The 19050-nt window shown below is 74.0% G+C and carries 5 protein-coding genes; 3 read left to right on the top strand and 2 right to left on the bottom strand.

Annotated elements, in window-relative coordinates; all coding sequences use genetic code 11:
• Positions 1-18: 18 nt before the first annotated feature.
• Genes FXF65_RS05810 through FXF65_RS05800 form a run of 3 tightly spaced genes read left to right on the top strand, consistent with a single transcriptional unit; the run spans position 19 to position 17434 of the window.
• Complete coding sequence (locus tag FXF65_RS05810; RefSeq protein ID WP_148348652.1) at positions 19-11637, top strand: type I polyketide synthase; 11619 nt, start codon at positions 19-21, stop codon at positions 11635-11637.
• Positions 11634-15977 carry a type I polyketide synthase gene (locus FXF65_RS05805; protein WP_148348651.1) on the top strand — a complete coding sequence of 1448 codons (4344 nt, stop codon included), beginning with the start codon at positions 11634-11636 and terminating at the stop codon, positions 15975-15977. The genes FXF65_RS05810 and FXF65_RS05805 overlap by 4 nt, the downstream gene beginning before the upstream one ends.
• Entirely contained in the window at positions 15974-17434 is a 1461-nt protein-coding gene (locus tag FXF65_RS05800) for an FAD-dependent monooxygenase (protein ID WP_148348650.1), read from the top strand. Before FXF65_RS05805 ends, FXF65_RS05800 begins: the two co-directional genes overlap by 4 nt.
• Positions 17435-17531: 97 nt before the next feature.
• On the opposite strand, the gene FXF65_RS05795 is transcribed toward FXF65_RS05800, so the two are convergent.
• On the bottom strand, positions 17532-17756 hold the full coding sequence (locus FXF65_RS05795) for a ferredoxin (RefSeq protein WP_246198377.1): 225 nt from the start codon (positions 17754-17756) through the stop codon (positions 17532-17534).
• 11 nt (positions 17757-17767) lie between these two features.
• Entirely contained in the window at positions 17768-18982 is a 1215-nt protein-coding gene (locus FXF65_RS05790) for a cytochrome P450 (RefSeq protein ID WP_148348649.1), read from the bottom strand.
• Between the last annotated feature and the right edge of the window lie 68 nt (positions 18983-19050).

Here is a 19050-nt window from a genome sequence, read left to right as displayed (position 1 = left end):
CAGGAGGCGACGCCAGGCATGAACCAGGAGAAGCTGCGCGACTATCTCAGGCGCGCGACCGCCGATCTCCGGCTGACCCACCAGCGGCTGCGGGAGGCCGAGGCGCGCGACCACGAGCCGGTCGCGATCGTGGGCATGGGCTGCCGGTTCCCTGGCGACGTGCGGTCCGCGGGGGACCTGTGGCGGCTCGTCGCGGACGGCGTGGACGCGCTCGCGCCGTTCCCGGAGGGCCGGGGATGGGATGTCGACGCCCTCTACGACCCCGACCCCGAACAACGCGGGACGACATACGTCCGCGAAGGCGGATTCGTTTATGACGCCGACCGTTTCGACGCGGACTTCTTCGGCATCAGCCCCCGCGAGGCCCTCGGCATGGACCCGCAGCAACGGCTGCTGCTGGAGACCGCGTGGCAGTCGTTCGAGGACGCCGGAATAGACCCGGCGTCGCTTCGCGGCAGCCGCACGGGCGTCTTCGCCGGGACGAACGGGCAGGACTACGTCCGGCACGCGCTGAACGGTCTCGACAAGGTCGAGGGATACCTCGTCACCGGGACGTCGGTGAGCGTCGCCTCCGGGCGGATCGCCTATTCGTTCGGCTTGGAGGGCCCGGCGGTCACGGTCGACACGGCCTGCTCGTCGTCGCTCGTCGCCCTCCATCTGGCGATGCAGGCGCTCCGGCGCGGCGAATGCGACCTGGCGCTCGCGGGCGGCGTGACGGTCATGTCCACCCCGGACATCTTCCTCGAATTCAGCCGCCAGCGCGGACTGGCGACGGACGGGCGGTGCAAGGCGTTCGCCGCCGCCGCCGACGGGACCGGCTGGGGCGAGGGCGCGGGCCTGCTCCTCGTCGAACGCCTGTCGGACGCCGAGGCCAACGGCCACCGCGTCCTGGCCGTCGTGCGCGGTTCCGCGCTCAACCAGGACGGCGCCAGCAACGGCCTCACCGCGCCCAACGGGCCGTCGCAGCAACGGGTGATCCGGGACGCGCTCGCGAACGCCCTCCTCACCCCGGACGACATCGACGCGGTCGAGGCGCACGGGACCGGGACGACGCTCGGCGACCCGATCGAGGCGCAGGCGTTGCTGGCCGCCTACGGGCAGGAAAGGCCCGCGGATCGTCCGTTGTGGCTGGGGTCGATCAAATCCAACATCGGCCACACCCAGGCCGCCGCGGGCGTCGCCGGAATCATCAAGATGGTCGAGGCGCTGCGGCACGGCGTCCTGCCGAAGACCCTGCACATCGACGAGCCGACCCCGCACGTGAAATGGGAGTCGGGCGCGGTGCGCCTGCTCACCGAAACGGCCCCGTGGCCGGAGCTTGACCGGCCTCGGCGCGCCGCCGTCTCCTCGTTCGGGATCAGCGGGACGAACGCGCACATCGTCCTCGAACAGGCACCGGACTCGGCCGTTCCCGAACCGGAACGGCCCCGGTATCCGCTACCGGTGCTGCTGTCGGCCAAGACGGAGCCCGCCCTGCGGGAACAGGCGACGCGGTTGGCGGAATTCGTCACCGAGAACCCCGAGGCGAACCTCGCCGACATCGCCCACACCCTGGCGAACGGACGCGCCCGCCTTCCGCAGCGCGCCGCCGTCGTCGCCGGTTCCACGGACGAACTCCTCTCGGGCCTCCAAGACCTGAAGCCCGAGAACGCCGCGCCCGGAAAGGTCGCGTTCCTTTACTCCGGGCAGGGTGCACAGCACGCGGGAATGGGCCGTGAACTGTACGAGACGTTCCCCGTATTCGCCGAAGCTCTCGACGCCGCCTGCGAACACCTCGACCCACGACTCAAGCAGGTCATGTTCGCCGACGACCCAGAAGAACTGAACCAGACCCTCTACACCCAGCCCGCCCTGTTCGCCTACCAGACAGCACTCCACGCACTCCTGACCGACTGGGGAATCACCCCGCACTTCCTGGTCGGGCATTCCCTGGGCGAACTCACCGCCGCCCACACCTCCGGCACCCTGTCCCTCGCCGACGCGGCGACCCTGGTCACCGCACGCGCACGCGCCATGCACAACACCCCCACCGGGGCCATGGCCGCCATCAACGCAACCCCCGACGAAATCACCCTCCCGGACGGCGTCAGCATCGCCGCCATCAACGCCGCACATAGCACCGTCATCTCCGGCCCGCGCGACGCCGTCCAAGAAATCGCCCAACACTGGAAGAACGAAGGACGACGTACCCGCCTACTCACCACCAACCGCGCCTTCCACTCCTCCCTCATGGACCAAGCCGTCGAGCCTTTGACCGAGGCGGCCCGGCGAATCACCCATCAGCCCGCGTCCATTCCGGTGGTCTCCAACCTCACCGGACGGCCCGCCGAGCACACCCCCGAATACTGGGCCCAACACCTCCTCGGCACCGTCAACTACCACAAGGCTGTCCAATACCTCGAAGAGCAGGGCGTCACGACATTCATCGAAATCGGGCCGGACGCCACGCTCACCGCCCTTACCGGCGAGACGGTCACCGGCGCGACCGTCGCCCTGCAGAACCCGAAACAATCGCAGAGCACCGCGCTGCTCACCGGGATTTCCCGGGTGCACAACAGCGGCGTGGACGTCGACTGGTCCAAGATCCTGCCCGCCGGACGTCACACCGATCTCCCGACCTATCCGTTCCAGCGGGAGCGGTTCTGGCTCGATCGGGGCCCGTCCGCCGGAGACGTCGACCAGGCGGGTCTCACCCCGGCCGACCATCCGCTCCTGGCCGCGACGACTCTGCTCGCCAACGACAACGGCCATCTGCTCACCGGGCGCATCTCCCTCAAGGACCAGCCCTGGCTCGCCGAGCACGCGATCCACGGCTCGGCGGTCCTGCCCGGCACGGCGTATGTCGACCTGGCGCTGCGCGCCGCGCAGCGCGCGGGATGCGACACCGTCGAGGAACTGACGCTCCAGACGCCTTTGGTGCTTCCGCCGAAGGACGGCGTCCAGATCCAGGTCTACGTCGACGCGGCGGACGCCGAGGGCCGCCATTCCATCACGGTCCATTCGCGGCGCGAACCGTCCAATCCCGACGACGCGGACGGCCCCTGGACGTGCCACGCGACCGGCGTTCTCCGAGCGGGCGGCGCGACCCCGCCCGCCGGGCAGGAGAACTGGCCGCCCGCCGACGCGACGCCGCTCGACATAGGCGACGTCTACGGCACCTTCGAAACGATCGGCCTGAGCTACGGCCCCCTCTTCCAGGGGCTGAAAGCCGCCTGGCGCGACGGCACCGACATCTGCGCGGAAGTGGAGCTTCCCGACGACACCGATGTCGAGGGTTTCGCGGTGCATCCGGCGCTTCTCGACGCGGCCCTGCACGCGACCCTTCTCGCGGGAGACGCCGACGCGCTGAAACTGCCGTTCTCGTGGAGCGGCGTCTCCGTCCATTCGGTGGGCGCGGTCGCCGTTCGGGTCCGGCTGAGCCGGGGCGACGGCGACACGGTGTCGCTGGCGGTCACCGACCCGGCCGGTGGTCCCGTGGTGACGGTGGACGCGCTGACCGTGCGTCCGATCACGAGCGAGCAGTTGTCCGCCGCGCGGACCGCGCCGTCCGAGCCCGCCTACCACGTCGAATGGACGTCCATCGACGGCGGCCCCGAAACACCGTGGACGGCGATCGGCGAACCGTTCCCCGCCCTCACCGGCATGGCCGCGAAGGAATTCCCCGACCTCCCGGCGCTGCGCGACGCGCTCGCCGCGGGCGAGGACGTCCCGCCGACCGTCCTTTTCTGCCACCGTTCCGAAGAAGAGAACGAGAACCACCTCGAAAACGTCCACAGCGCGGCGGCGCGGCTCCTGGAACTGATTCAGAGCTGGCTTTCCGACGACGCGTTCGCGGACCTTCAATTGGTCGTCGCCACCCGTGGCGCGGTCGCCGCGCAGTTCGCCGAGCCGGTCAGCGACCTCGCCGCCGCCCCGGCGTGGGGCCTGGTGCGGTCCGCGCAGTCCGAGCACCCGGGCCGCCTCCGGCTGGTCGACCTGGACGACCGCTCCGGAGACGCCGCGTCCCTGCCCGCCGCGCTCGGCCTCGACGAACCGCAACTGGCGCTGCGCGACGGCGGCGTCCACGCCCCCCGGCTGACGCGCAGCGACCCCGGCCTGGCGCCGCCCGCGGACACCGACCGCTGGCGGCTCGGAATCACCGAACCGGGGACCGTGGAGAATCTCGTCCTGTCCCCCAACCCGGACGTGGCGCGCCCGCTCGGCCCGGACGAGGTGCGCATCGCCGTACGCGCGGCGGGCGTGAACTTCCGCGACGTGCTGATCAGCCTGGGAATGTATCCGGGAGCGGCGGTCATCGGCAGCGAGGCCGCCGGAATCGTCACGGAAACAGGCTCCGCCGTCACCGGGCTGACGGTCGGCGACCGGGTGATGGGAATGGTCGACGGCGCCGTCGGGCCGACGGCCATAACCGACCGGCGGCTGCTCGCCCGCGTCCCGGACGGGTGGTCGTTCGTCCAGGCCGCGACGACGCCGATCGTGTTCCTCACCGCCTACTACGGCCTCCGCCACCTGGCCGGGATCGAGCCCGGCCAGCGCATCCTCATCCACGCCGCCACGGGCGGCGTCGGAATGGCCGCGACGCAGCTCGCCCGCCATTGGGGTGCGGAGGTCTACGGCACCGCCAGCCCAGGCAAGTGGCACACGCTCCGCAAGAACGGCTTCGACGCCGACCACATCTCCAATTCCCGCACGCTCGACTTCCACGACGCCTTCCCCGGCGGCATGGACGTCGTCCTCAACTCCCTCACCGGCGACTTCATCGACGCCTCGCTCGACCTCCTCAAACCGCAGGGGCATTTCCTCGAAATGGGGAAGACCGACCTCCGCGACCCCGAGGCCCTGCCGGACACCGCCTACCGCCCGTTCGACCTGACCGAGGCCGGGCACGACCGCATCCAGGAGATGCTCACCGCCCTCGTCGAGCTCTTCGAGGCGGGAGCGATCACCCCGCTCCCCGTCACGGCGTTCGACGTGCGGCAGGCGCCGCGGGCGTTCCGGTACCTGAGCCAGGCCCGGCACATCGGCAAGGTCGCGCTGACGGTGCCGCGTCCGATCGACCCGGACGGCACGGTCCTGATCACCGGCGGCACCGGCACGCTCGGCGCCCTCGTCGCCCGCCACCTCGTCACCGCGCACGGCGCCCGGCGGCTGCTGCTGGTCAGCAGGCGCGGCCCGGACGCCGACACGGCCGCCGACATCGCCGCCGACCTGCGCGCTCTCGGCGCGGACGTCACCATCGCGGCCTGCGACGTCGCCGACCGCGGCGCGCTGGCCGCGCTGCTCGCCGGCATCCCGGACGAGCACCCGCTCACCGCCGTGGTCCACGCGGCGGGCGTCCTCGACGACGGGACGGTCGACGCCCTCACCCCGGAGCGCCTCGCCCCGGTGCTGCGCGCCAAGGCCGACGCGGCCTGGAACCTGCACGAGCTCACCCGCGACCTGGACGCGTTCGTCCTGTTCTCGTCCGCCGCCGGGACGCTCGGCAACCCGGGCCAGGCGAACTACGCCGCCGCCAACACCTACCTCGACGCGCTCGCGCACCACCGCGTCCACCAGGGGGAGCCCGCCGCGTCGCTCGCCTGGGGGCTGTGGAAGACGACCAGCGGCATCACCGCCACGCTCGACGGGACGGACCAGAAGCGCCTCGGCCGCAGCGGGCTCGTCCCCCTGCCGGACGAGGACGCGCTCGCCCTGCTCGACACGGCGCAGCGGTCGGGACGTCCCGCCTCCGTGCCCGCGCGGTTCGACCTCGGGGTCTTCCGGCGGCTCGCGGAGGCGGGGGTGCTGCCGCCGATGCTGCAGGGGCTGTTCCGCGCGCCGCCCGCGCGGGCGAAGGCACGGGGGGCCGGGTCCGGGACGCTCCAGACCCGGCTCGCCGGGCGTCCGCGCGCCGAGCAGGACAGGGTCCTGCTCGACCTGGTCCGCGAGCACGTCGCGGCGGTCCTCGGCCACACCGCGCCGGACGCGATCGACCCCGGCCGCCAGTTCCAGGAACTCGGCTTCGACTCGCTCAGCGCGGTCGAGTTCCGGAACCGGCTGAACGGCGCGACCGGGCTCCGCCTCCCGCCCACGGTGATCTTCGACCGGCCGACCGCCGCCGCGCTCGCCGTCCACCTGCGCACCCTCCTCCTCGGCGCGGACGACGGCGGCGAAGCGGCGCGGCCCGCGCGGGCCGCCGTGCCGGCGGACGACGCCGAGCCGATCGCGATCGTCTCGATGGCGTGCCGCTTCCCCGGCGGCGTCCGGACGCCGGAGGACCTGTGGAGCCTCGTCGCGGACGGCCGCGACGCGATCACCCGGTTCCCCGACACGCGCGGCTGGGACCTCGACCGCCTCTACGACCCGGACCCCGACCAGGCGGGCACGACCTACGTCCGGGAGGGCGGGTTCGTCGCCGACGCCGACCGGTTCGACGCCGAGTTCTTCGGGATCAGCCCGCGCGAGGCGCTCGCCACCGACCCGCAGCAGCGCCTCCTGCTGGAGGTCGCGTGGGAGACGCTGGAGCGGGCCGGGATCGTCCCGGCGTCGCTGCGCGGCAGCAACACCGGCGTGTTCGTCGGCCTGACCCCGCAGCACTACGCCATCGACTCGGGCGAGCAGACGTCCGCGCTGGAGGGCTACCTCCTCACCGGGACGATGGGCAGCGTCGCCTCCGGCCGCCTGTCCTACAGCTTCGGGCTCGAAGGCCCGGCGATGACCGTCGACACGGCGTGCTCGTCGTCGCTGGTGTCGCTGCACCTGGCGTGCAGGTCGCTCCGGAACGGGGAGAGCGACCTCGCGCTCGCGGGCGGCGTCACCGTCATGGCGGTGCCGGGCATCCTGGTGGAGCTCAGCCGCCAGCGCGTCCTCGCCCCGGACGGGCGCTGCAAGTCCTTCGGCGCCGGAGCCGACGGGACGGGCTGGAGCGAGGGCGTCGGCATGGTCCTCGTGGAGCGGCTGTCGGACGCCGTCCGCAACGGCCACCGCGTCCTCGCCGTGGTCCGCGGGTCGGCGGTGAACCAGGACGGCGCGAGCAACGGCCTCACCGCGCCGAGCGGGCCGGCGCAGCAGCGCGTCATCCGCGCGGCGCTCGCCGACGCGCGGCTCGACCCCGACCAGATCGACGCCGTCGAGGCGCACGGCACCGGGACCACCCTCGGCGACCCGATCGAGGCGCACGCCCTGCTCGCGACGTACGGGGCGGAACGTCCCGCCGGCCGTCCGCTGCACCTCGGCTCGATCAAGTCGAACCTCGGGCACACGCAGGCCGCCGCGGGCGTCGCGGGCGTGATCAAGATGGTGCAGGCGATGCGGCACGGCGTCCTGCCGAAGACGCTGCACGCCGACGAGCCGACCCCGCACGTGGACTGGGAGTCCGGCGCGCTGGCCCTGCTCGGCGAGTCGGCGCCGTGGCCGCGCGACGGCCGCCCGCGGCGCGCCGCCGTCTCGTCGTTCAGCATCAGCGGGACGAACGCGCACCTCATCCTCGAACAGGGCCCCGACCCGGACGACGCGCCCGAGCCCGAGGCCGAGCCCGCGCCGGAGCCGGAACTCGTCCCGTGGACGGTCTCGGCCCGCACCGAGCCCGCCCTCCGGGACCAGGCGCGGCGCCTCGGCGACCACGTCGGGCAGGACCCGGTCGCGGTCGCGCACGCGCTCGCCACCACGCGCGCCTCGTTCGGCCGCCGCGCGGTGGTCCTGGGCGACGGGCCCGGGGAGCTGCGGGCCGGGCTGGCGGCGCTCGCGTCCGGCGAACCCGACCCGAACGTGATCGAGGGGACGGCCCTCCCGTCCGGGCACCGCACGGTGTTCGTGTTCCCCGGCCAGGGCTCGCAGTGGGTCGGCATGGCGCGGGAGCTGCTCGACACCTCGCCCGTCTTCGCCGCCGAGGCGCGCGAGTGCGCGGCCGAGCTCGACCGGCACCTCGACTGGTCCGTGCTCGACGTGCTGCGCGGCGCGCCCGGCGCGCCGTCGCCGGACCGGATCGACGTCGTCCAGCCCGTCCTGTTCACCGTCATGGTGTCGCTGGCGGCGCTGTGGCGGTCCGCGGGCGTCCACCCGGACGCGGTGATCGGGCACTCCCAGGGCGAGGTCGCCGCCGCGTACGTCGCGGGCGGCCTCGGCCTGCCGGACGCCGCGCGGATCATCGCGCTGCGCGGCCTGGCGTGGCGGCGCCTCGAAGGGAGCGGCGGGATGCACTCGGTCTCGCTTCCCGAAGGGGACGCCGCGGCGCGGCTCGCCCCGTGGGAGGGGCGGCTGTCGATCGCGGCGGTCAACGGGCCGACGGCGGTGACCGTGTCCGGCGACCTGGACGCGCTCACCGAGCTGACCGCCGCGCTCGACGCGGACGGCGTCCGCAACCGGCGCGTCCCCGGCGTCAACACGGCCGGGCACTCCCCGCAGGTGGAGGTGTTCCGCGACGGGCTCCTCGAAGACCTCGCGGGCGTGTCGCCGCGCTCGTCGGACGTCCCGTTCTACTCCACCGTGACCGGCGGCCTCCTCGACACGGCCGAGCTGGACGCCGCGTACTGGTACCGGAACGTGCGGGAGCCGGTCCGGTTCGCGGACGCGTTCACCGCGCTCGCCGGAACGGGCGGCCTCCTGGCGGTCGAGGTCAGCCCGCATCCCGTGCTGGTGCCCGCGGTCCGGGAGAACCTCGACGGCGTCGGCGGCGCCGCCGACGTCATCGGGACGCTGCGCCGCGACCTCGGCGACCGCCGCCAGTTCCTCACCGCGCTCGCGGAGGCGCACACGCGCGGGACGGCGGTCGACTGGCCGTCCGTGCTGCCGGAGCCGCGCGGCGCGGCGGCGGAGCTGCCGACCTACCCCTTCCAGGGCGAGCGGTACTGGGTGGTGTCGACGGGCGGCGCGGGCGACGTGTCCGCGGCGGGGCTCATCGGCACCGGGCACCCGCTGGTCGGCGCGGCCGTCCAGCGCGCCGACGACGACGGCCGGGTGCTGACCGGGCGCATCTCGCTGAGCCGCCACCCGTGGCTCGCCGACCACGCCGTCATGGAGACCGTGGTCCTGCCCGGCACCGCGTACCTGGAGATCGCCGCGTACGCGGCGGACCAGGCGGGCTGCGACCGGGTCGACGACCTGACGCTGCTCGCCCCGCTGGTGCTGGACGACAAGGCCGACGTCCGGTTCCAGGTCCTCGTCGGCGCGCCGGACGGCGACGGCCGCCGCACGGTCACGATGCACTCGCGCGCCGACGACGAGCCGGACACCGAATGGCTGCGGCACGCCACCGGAATCCTGTCGGCCGGCGGTCCCCCGGCCGCGCCCCCCGCCGACCTGACCGACGCCGCCGACCTGACCGACCTCACCGACCCGGCCGCGTGGCCGCCGCCCGCGGCGACCGCGATCGCCGTCCACGACCTGTACGAGGAGCTGGTCGGGCACGGGCTCGGGTACGGGCCCGCGTTCCAGGGCGTCCGGGCGGCGTGGCGGCGGGACGAGGAGGTCTTCCTCGACGTCGACCTGCCCGACGACGTCGACACCGGCGGCTACGGCCTGCACCCCGCCCTGCTCGACGCCGCGCTGCACGGCATCGCGATCGGGCGGATCGGGTCGGACGACCAGACCGTCCGGCTGCCGTTCTCGTGGTCGGGCGTGACCGTCCACGCGGCCGGGGCGCGGGCGCTGCGGGTGCGGCTCGCGCCGACCGGCGGCGAAGGCGTCCGGCTGGACCTCGCCGACGAGGCGGGACGCCCGGTCGCGACCGTCGAGTCGCTGGAGCTGCGGCCGGTGACCGCCGAGCAGCTCGCGTCGGTCGGGTCCGCGCGGGGCGGGGCGCTGTACCGCCTCGGCTGGCACCCCGCCGCCGACCTGGCCACCGGCGACGCGGGCTCCTGGGCGGTGCTGGGCGACGCTTCCATCGAGGACGTCCCGGCGTACGCCGACCTGGACGCGCTACGGGCGGCGGAGCCCGTCCCGGACGTCGTCATCGCGCCGTTCCGCTCCCACGACGCCGATCCGGTGGCGGGGACACACGCGATGGCGGCGTCCGGGCTGGCGCTGTTCCAGGAATGGCTCGCCGACGAGCGGTTCACCGAATCCCGGCTGGTCGTGCTCACGCGGGGCGCCACCGGGCCGGAGATCGAGGACCTGCCCGCCGCCGCGCTGTGGGGGCTGGCCCGCTCCGCCCAGTCGGAGAACCCGGGACGCCTCCAGCTCGTGGACGCCGACGGGGACGCCGACGGGGACTTCGACGGGGACTCGGCCTCCGCGCTGCGGGCGGCCGTCGCGTCCGGCGAACCGCAGCTCGCGCTGCGCGGCGGCACGGCGCACGTCCCCCGGCTCACCGCCGCCGAACCGGCGGACGCGCCGCCCGCGTTCGGCCCGGACGGCGCCGTCCTGGTCACCGGCGGCACCGGCACGCTCGGCCGCCTGGTCGCGCACCGCCTGGTGACCGGGCACGGCGTCCGGCGGCTGGTGCTGATCAGCCGCCGGGGACCGGACGCGCCCGGCGCCCGCGACCTGGAGGCGGAGCTGACCGCGCTCGGCGCGGACGTCGTCCTCGCCGCGTGCGACGCCGCCGACCGGGACGCGCTCGCCGCGCTCCTCGCCGAGCATCCGGTGACCGCGGTCGTCCACACCGCCGGGACGCTGGACGACGGCACCATCGGCACGCTCACCGCCGACCGGCTCGGGACCGTCCTGCGTCCCAAGGTCGACGCCGCGTGGAACCTGCACGAGCTGACGGGCGAGCTGACCGCGTTCGTGCTGTTCTCGTCCGCCGCGGGCCTGCTCGGCAGTCCCGGGCAGGGCAACTACGCGGCCGCGAACACGTTCCTCGACGCGCTCGCCGCGCACCGGCACGCGCTGGGCCTGCCCGCGACCTCGCTCTCCTGGGGCTTCTGGGAGACGACGAGCGGGATGACCGGCGAGATGGCGGGCGCGGACATCGCGCGGCTCGGCCGGCTCGGGCTCGCGCCGCTCGCCACCGAGGACGCGCTCGGGCTGTTCGACGCCTCGCTCGCCGCCGGGGCGGCGTCGCTCATGCCCGTCCGGCTGGACCTGCCCGCGCTCCGCGCGCAGGCCGCCGCCGGGCTGCTGCCGCCGGTGTTCGGCGGGCTGGTGCGCGTCCCGGCCCGCCGGTCGGACGCCGCCGGGCCGTCCCTCGCCGAGCGGCTCACCGCGCTCAGCGAACCGGACCGGCGGGACCTCGTCGTGGACGTGATCCGCGGCCACACGGCGGCCGTGCTCGGGCACGGCTCCCCGCTGTCGGTGGACGCCAAACGCGCGTTCAAGGAGCTCGGCTTCGACTCGCTCACCGCGGTCGAGCTGCGCAACCGGCTCCAGGTCGCGACCGGGCTGCGGCTGCCCGCGACGCTCGTGTTCGACTTCCCGACGCCGGACGCGCTCGCCGGGCACGTCCTCGCCGAGGCGGCGCCGCCGGAGCGGTCGCCGTACGAGCACGTGCTGAGCGAGCTGGACCGGCTGGAGTCGGCGCTCGCCGCCGCCCGGCCGGACGGCGACGCCAACGGCAGCGGCAACGGGCGGAACGGCGGCGCGGAGATCACCCGCCGTCTCCAGGCCCTCGCCGCCGCCTGGCAGGAGACCGGGGACGGCGCCGTCGAGGAACGCCTCCACGCGGCGTCCACCGACGAGATCTTCGACTTCATCGACACCGAACTCGGACGGCAGGGATGACCAACGCCAGCGAAGAGAAGCTCGTCGACTACCTCAAGTGGGTCACGGCCGACCTGCACAAGACCCGGCAGCGGCTCGCCGAGGCCGAGGCGGCGGGCCGCGAGCCCATCGCGATCGTCGGCGCGAGCTGCCGGTTCCCGGGCGGGGTCCGCTCCCCCGCGGACCTGTGGCGGCTCACCGCGTCCGAGACCGACGCGGTCTCGGCGTTCCCCGCCGACCGGGGCTGGGACGTCGCCGCGCTCTACCACCCGGACCCCGACCACCCCGGCACCTCGTACGCGCGGGAGGGCGGCTTCCTCTACGACGCCGCCGAGTTCGACCCCGAGTTCTTCGGGATCAGCCCGCGCGAGGCGCAGACGATCGACCCGCAGCAGCGGCTGATGCTGGAGGCCGCCTGGGAGGCGATCGAGCGCGCGGGCATCTCCGCCGACGCGCTGCGCGGCAGCGACACGGGCGTCTTCGCCGGGTTCATGTACGGGGACTACGGCGCCCGCCTCATGGGGCGGACCCGTCCGGAGCACGAGGGGCTCCTCGGCAACGGCAGCGCGGGCAGCATCGCGTCCGGGCGCGTGTCGTACACGCTGGGCCTTGAGGGACCGGCCGTCACCGTCGACACGGCGTGCTCGTCGTCGCTCGTCGCCATCCACCTCGCCGCGCTCGCGCTGCGGAACGGCGAGTGCGGGCTGGCGCTCGCGGGCGGCGCGACCGTGATGTCGACGCCGATGCTCTTCGTGGAGTTCAGCCGCCAGCGCGGAATGGCCCCGGACGGGCGGTGCAAGTCGTTCGCCGCCGCCGCCGACGGGGCGGGCTGGGCCGAGGGCGCCGGCGTGCTGCTCCTGGAGCGGCTGTCGGACGCCGTCGCCAACGGCCACCGCGTGCTGGCCGTGATCCGCGGGACGGCCGTCAACCAGGACGGCGCGAGCAACGGCCTCACCGCGCCGAACGGGCCGTCGCAACAGCGGGTGATCCGGGCCGCGCTCGCCAACGCCGGACTCACCGCCGACCAGGTGGACGCCGTCGAAGCCCACGGCACCGGGACGATCCTCGGCGACCCGATCGAGGCGCAGGCGCTCCTCGCCACCTACGGGCAGGAACGGGCCGCCGATCAGCCGCTGCTACTCGGGTCGATCAAATCGAACATCGGGCACGCCCAGGCGGCGGCCGGGGTCGCCGGGGTCATCAAGATGGTCGAGGCGATGCGGCACGGCGTCCTGCCGAAGAGCCTGCACATCGACGCACCTTCACCGCACGTCGACTGGGAGTCCGGCGCGGTCGGCCTGCTGACCGAGGCGACGGCCTGGCCCGACTACGGTCACCCTCGCCGCGCCGGGATCTCCTCGTTCGGGATCAGCGGCACCAACGCCCACGTCATCCTCGAACAGGCGCCCGACGCGGACGTTCCCGAGCCGGTGCGGCCCGCCCACCCCCTGCCGGTGCTGCTGTCCGCGAAGACCGAGTCCGCGCTGCGGGAGCAGGCGGCGCGGCTGCGAGACTCCGTCGAGGACCAGCCGCTCGCCGACATCGCCCACACCCTCGCGACCGGGCGCAGCCATCTTCAGCACCGGGCGGCCGTCATCGCGTCCGACCCCGAGGACCTCCGGCAACGGCTGGGTTTCCTCGCCGAAGGGACGCACGCGGGCAACGTCGTCACCGGAACGGTGAAACCGACGGGGAAGATCGCCTTTCTCTATTCCGGGCAGGGCTCGCAGCACGCGGGAATGGGACGGGAACTGTACGAGACGTTCCCGGTGTTCGCCGAGGCTCTCGACGCGGCGTGCGAACATCTCGACCCGCAGCTCAAGCAGATCATGTTCGACGACGATCCCGCGCGGCTGAACCAGACGCTCTACACCCAGCCCGCGCTGTTCGCCTATCAGACCGCGCTCCACGCGCTGCTGGCCGATTGGGGAATCACGCCCCACTTCCTGGTCGGGCATTCGCTGGGTGAGATCACCGCCGCCCACACCTCCGGGACGCTCTCGCTCGCGGACGCGGCGACCCTGGTCACCGCACGCGCCCGCGCCATGCACGACACCCCGGAAGGGGCGATGGCCGCCATCAACGCGGCCCCCGACGAAATCACCCTCCCGGACGGCGTGAGCATCGCGGCGGTCAACACGGCACGCAGCACGGTCGTCTCCGGGCCGCCCGAGGCGGTGCGGGAAATGGTCCGGCACTGGAAAGGCGAAGGGCGGCGCGCCCGGCTCCTGACCACCGAGCGGGCATTCCATTCATCGTTGATGGAGCGGGCCGTCGCGCCTCTGACCGAGGCCGCCCGGGGAATCACGCACAACCCGGCGGCGATCCCGGTCATCTCCAACCTCACCGGCCTTCCCGCCGAGCATCAGCCCGGCTATTGGGCCGAGCATCTGCTCGGGACCGTCAATTACCACAAGGCAGTCCAGTACCTCGATGAGCAAGGCGTCGCCGCCTACATCGAGATCGGGCCCGACACCACGCTCACCACCCTCACCAGCGACACCACCGCCGCGACGACCGTTCCGCTCCAGAACCCGAAGCGGCCGCAGAGCGCGGCGCTGCTCACCGCCGTCGCGAACGCGCACAACACCGGCGTCCCCATCGACTGGACGAGGATCCTGCCCGCCGGGCGCCGCACCGATCTGCCCACCTACCCGTTCCAGCGCCGCCGCTACTGGATCGACGCCGCCGACCCCGACGCGCCCGGCGCCGCGAACGACGAGGAGAGGTTCTGGTCGGCCGTGGAGGGCGCGGACGTCGACGCCCTGGCGGCCGAACTGCGGCTGGCCCCCGGCGACCGCGCCGCGCTCGACGCGCTGCTCCCGGCGCTCGCGGCGTGGCGCCGCGACCGGGACCGCCTCTACCGGCTCGGCTGGGAGCCGGTGGCCGACCCGGCGGAGTCCGTCGCCGGACGGACCTGGCTGCTCCTGACGACGGAGAAGGACCCGGCCACCGACCTCGCCGACGCCCTCGGAGCGCAGGGCGCCCACGTCATCACCACCGAGGTGGACCTCGGCGGCGCGGACGGCCCGGAGTCCGCTCTGCGGCTTCGCGAGCGGCTCGCCGGAAAGCCCGCCGTGGACGGCGTCCTCTCGCTGCTCGCCCTGGAGGACGGCCCGCATCCCGCGTACGAGGCGGCGTCCGACGGCCTCGTCGCGACCGTCTCGCTGGTGGACGCCCTCGCGGAGCTGGGCGTGTCCGCTCCGGTGTGGGTCGCGACGCGCGAGGCGGTGTGCGCGGCGCCCTCCGACCCGTCCGACGATCCGCTGGGCGCGCAGCTCTGGGGGCTCGGACCGTCCGCCGGGTACGGGCTCGTCGACCTGCCGCGCGTCCCGGTCGCGCGAATCGCGGAACGGCTCGGCCGGGCGCTGGCCCAGGGCGCGGAGCGCGAGCTGGCGATCCGTCCGGCGGGGCTGTTCGTCCGCCGCCTGACGCCGTTCGTCCCGTCCGGGGAGGGGCGGTGGCGGCCCGAGGGCACGGTCGTGCTCTCCGGCGCCGACACCCCGGTCCGCGAGCACCTCGCGCGCTGGATCGGCGACCGGGAGGACGCACGGCTGGTGCTCGTGGACGGCGCGGCGGCGGAGGTCGAGGGTCCCGTGGCGGCCGTCCTGCACGTGTGCGGGCCGCCGGACGCGGACGGCGCCGACCCCGGCCTGCCCGATCTCGACCGGGACGTCGCCGCCGCGACCGCCGCCGCCGACCTCGCCCGCGACCTCGCCCCCGGCGTCGTCCTGCTCGTCTCCGACACGGCCCGCTCGCTCGGCCTGCCCGGCAGCGGCGGCGGCCCGCGCCGGGCCGTGCTCGACGCGCTCGCCGCCCGGCTGCGCGCCGCCGGGACCCCGGCCGTCTCGCTCGGCCTGGCCGGGACGGCGCCCGAGCTGGTCGCGCCCGTCCTGGAACGGCTGCCGTCGCTGGACGTCCCGGCCGTGGTCGCCGCCGATCTCGACTGGGCGGCGCTCGCCGCCGGGGCCGCCCCGCCCCGGCTGCTCGCCGGGATACCGGCGGCGCGGCGGGTCCTGGACGCCGCCGCCGACGGCCGCGCCCCGGTCGTGCGCAGGCTCGCGGACGTCCCGGACGACGAGCGCCCCGCGTTCCTGCTCGACCTCGTCCGGACGGAGGCCGCCGCCGTCCTCGGCTACGCCGCCGCCGACGCGATCGGCGCGGACGACGACCTCCTCGGCCTCGGCATGTCGTCGTTCACCGCGCTGGAGCTGAGCACCCGCATCCAGCCCGCCGGGCCCGCGCTGTCGCCCGCCGCGATCTTCGACCACCCCACGCCCGCCGCGCTCGCCAGGCATCTCCTCGACGGGATCTCCGGCGGCGGCACCGCCAACACCGGAAGTCAAGGGAGTCCCTCATGAGTGAACGCGTCATCGTCGCCGGAGCCGGCCCGGTCGGGCTGATGCTCGCGGTCGAACTCGGCCTCGCCGGGGCGGAGGCCGTCGTCCTGGAAGGCCGGGACCGGCCGAACGAGCGGTCCCGCGGCATGGTGGTCAACGCGGCGGTGGTCGAGCTGCTCGACCAGCGCGGCGTGATGGACCGGCTCCGCCCGCACGGCCTCGAATTCCCGCGGGCCCACTTCGCGCAGCTCTGGCTCGGGCCGGAGCGGCTGCGGGACAAGCACGCCTACGCGTTCGCGATCCCGCACTCCCGGATCGAGGCGGAGCTCGCCGCCCGCGCCCGCGAGCTCGGCGTCGACGTCCGCTACGACGCCGAGATCGTCGCGCTGGACCAGGGCGCGAACGGCGTGACGGTGAAGACCCGGTCCGGCGAGTCGTTCGAGGGCGCCTACCTCGTCGGCTGCGACGGGACGGACAGCACCGTCCGCGGCCTCGCCGGGATCGGCTTCCCCGGCGACGAGCTGCCGTTCCGCGGCATCCTCGGGGACGTCCCGGTCGAGCCGGGCGACCCGCTGTTCACGCTGCTCGGCGCGCACGAGAACGACGGCGGGCTGTTCGCGGTCGGCCCGGTCGACCCGCACACGCTGCGGGTGATGGCGGGCGAGTTCGGGGTCGAGGCCGTGCCGAACGACACGCCGGTGACCTACGACGAGCTGCGGGAGAGCTTCGAGCGGCTGTCGGGCGCGAAGCTGACCGGCGGCGAGGCGCGCTGGCTGTCGCGCTGGAACGCGCCCACCCGGCACGCGGAGCGGTACCGGTCCGGGCGGGTGCTGCTCGCGGGCGACGCCGCGCACGTCCACTTCCCGCTCGGCGGCCAGGCGCTCAGCACCGGCATCGAGGACGCGGTGAACCTCGGCTGGAAGCTCGGCGCGGACGTCCTCGGCCGCGCCCCGGACGGCCTCCTCGACACCTACCACGACGAGCGGCACCCGGTCGGCGCCCGCGCCTGCCTCACGACGCGGGCGCAGGTCGCGCTGATGCACCCGCTGTCGGCGGTGTCCCCGCTGCGCCAGGTGCTCGCCGAGCTGATCGCCTACGACGACGTCAACGAGCACTTCGTGAAGATGGTCGGCGGGCTCGACGTCCGCTACGACTACCCGTACGAGGCGGGCGACCACCCGCTGCTCGGCCGCAGGCTCCCGCAGGTGTCGGCCGGGGAGACGCCGATCGCGCGGTTGCTGGAGACGGGCCGCGGCCTGTTCCTGGAGTTCGCCGCCGACTCCGGCCGGACGGGCGAGGTCGCCGCCTGGTCCGGACACGTCGACACGGTCACCGCACCCGCCACCCCGGAGATCGACGCGGCCGCGCTGCTGCTCCGCCCGGACGGACGCGTCGCCTGGGCGACCCGCGAGCCGTCCGGCGCGGACGGCCTCGCCACCGCCCTGCGCACCTGGTTCGGGGAGCCGACCCGGAGCTGAACACGAAACCCGGACAGCCCGTGCGGATTCCGCACGGGCTGTCCGGTCTTCTCTGCTCTTGTCTGCTCTGCTCTTGTCTGCCAGACGTCCGGGACGGTCAGTCGTCCGACAGGGTGAGCGCGCCGGTCGGGCAGAACTGGACGGCCCGCCGGACCGCCGCGGTGACCTCCGGCTCCTCGTCCGGGCCGGTCAGCAGCAGGACGCGGCCGTCGTCCTCGTCCTGGTCGAACAGGTCGGGGTCGGTGAGGACGCACCGTCCCGCGCCGAGGCAGCGCTCGCGGTCGACCAGCAGCCGCACCGTGCTCACGGTGTCATTGCTCACCGTGTCATTGCTCACCATGTCACCGGTACCTCGTGGATCCCGTAGACCTGCTCGGTGTCCTTGTAGGACAGCTCGTCCGCCGGCTTCGCCAGCCGCAGGTCGGGGACCCGCCGGAAGAGCGTGTTCAGGACGATCTCCAGCTCCTCCCTGGCGAGGTTCTGGCCGAGGCAGTTGTGACCGCCGTGGCCGAAGGCGACGTGGTGCCGGGCCTCCTCGCGGTGGATGTCGAGCACGTGCGGGTCGGCGAAGACCTCCGGGTCCATGTTGGCGGAGCTCGGCCGCGCGATGACGCCCTCGCCCGCGCGGATCGTCTCGCCGTCCATCTCGACGTCCTCGGTCGCCACGCGGCCGACGGTGAGGTCCACCACGCTGAAGTAGCGCAGCAGCTCCTCGACGGCGTGCGCGGTGTGCTCCGGGTTCGCGCGCAGCTCGGCGAGCTGCGCCGGGTTCTCCAGCAGCGCGACCACGGACAGTGAGATCATGTTGGTGGTCGTCTCATGGCCCGCGTTGAGCAGCATCGTGGCGGTGTTGACCATGTAGGCGTGGTTGTAGCGGCCCGCGTCGCGGTACTTGACGATCGCCCGGCCGAGCAGGTCGTCGCCCGGATCCTTCTCCTTGAGCGTGATGAGCTCGTCGAAATACCCGAGGAGCTCACCGAAGCCCTTCCGCATTTCCTCGGCGCTATTGCTGCGGTCCAGCAGTTTCTGGGTGCGCGCCTTGAAGAAGTCACGGTCCGTGTACGGGACGCCCAGAAGCTCACAGACGGCCATCGAGGGCACCGGCACCGAAATGGTCTGCACGAGGTCCGCCGGACGGCCGCTCGCGAGCAGGTCGTCGACGCATTGGTCCACGATTTCCTGAATGCGTGGCCGGAGTAGGCGCATCCGCCGGACGGTGAACTCGTTGACGAACATCCGGCGGTGCGCGGTGTGCTCGGGCGCGTCGAGGGTGACCATCGGCAGCGTCTCGTCCGGCGGGTTCCCCACCGGGACCGGCGCCAAGTGCGGGAATCCAGGCCGTCTGCGGTCGGAACTGATCCGCGGGTCGGCCAGCAGCCGCCGCACCCGCTCGAATCCGGAGACCACCCAGGCCGTCCCGCCGGTGGGCAGGGTGACCCTTGTCAGGGGCGGCTCGGCGTCCCCTCCGGCGGCCCGCTCCGGCCCCCCGAATGGACAGCCCCGGGGCACCGGGAATGGCGGATGGTCGGTGGTCAGGTCGTCGGCCATATTGTTCCGCTCCCTATCGTCGGCGGCAGTAAATCTGCAGCGGAATCGGGTTCAGCCAATGCACCAGC

The organism is Actinomadura syzygii (genome assembly GCF_008085905.1).
In the GTDB taxonomy this organism is placed as follows: Bacteria; Actinomycetota; Actinomycetes; order Streptosporangiales; family Streptosporangiaceae; genus Spirillospora; species Spirillospora syzygii.
Note: the sequence above shows the minus strand (reverse complement) of the source record. Positions and strands in the feature narration are given on the sequence as shown.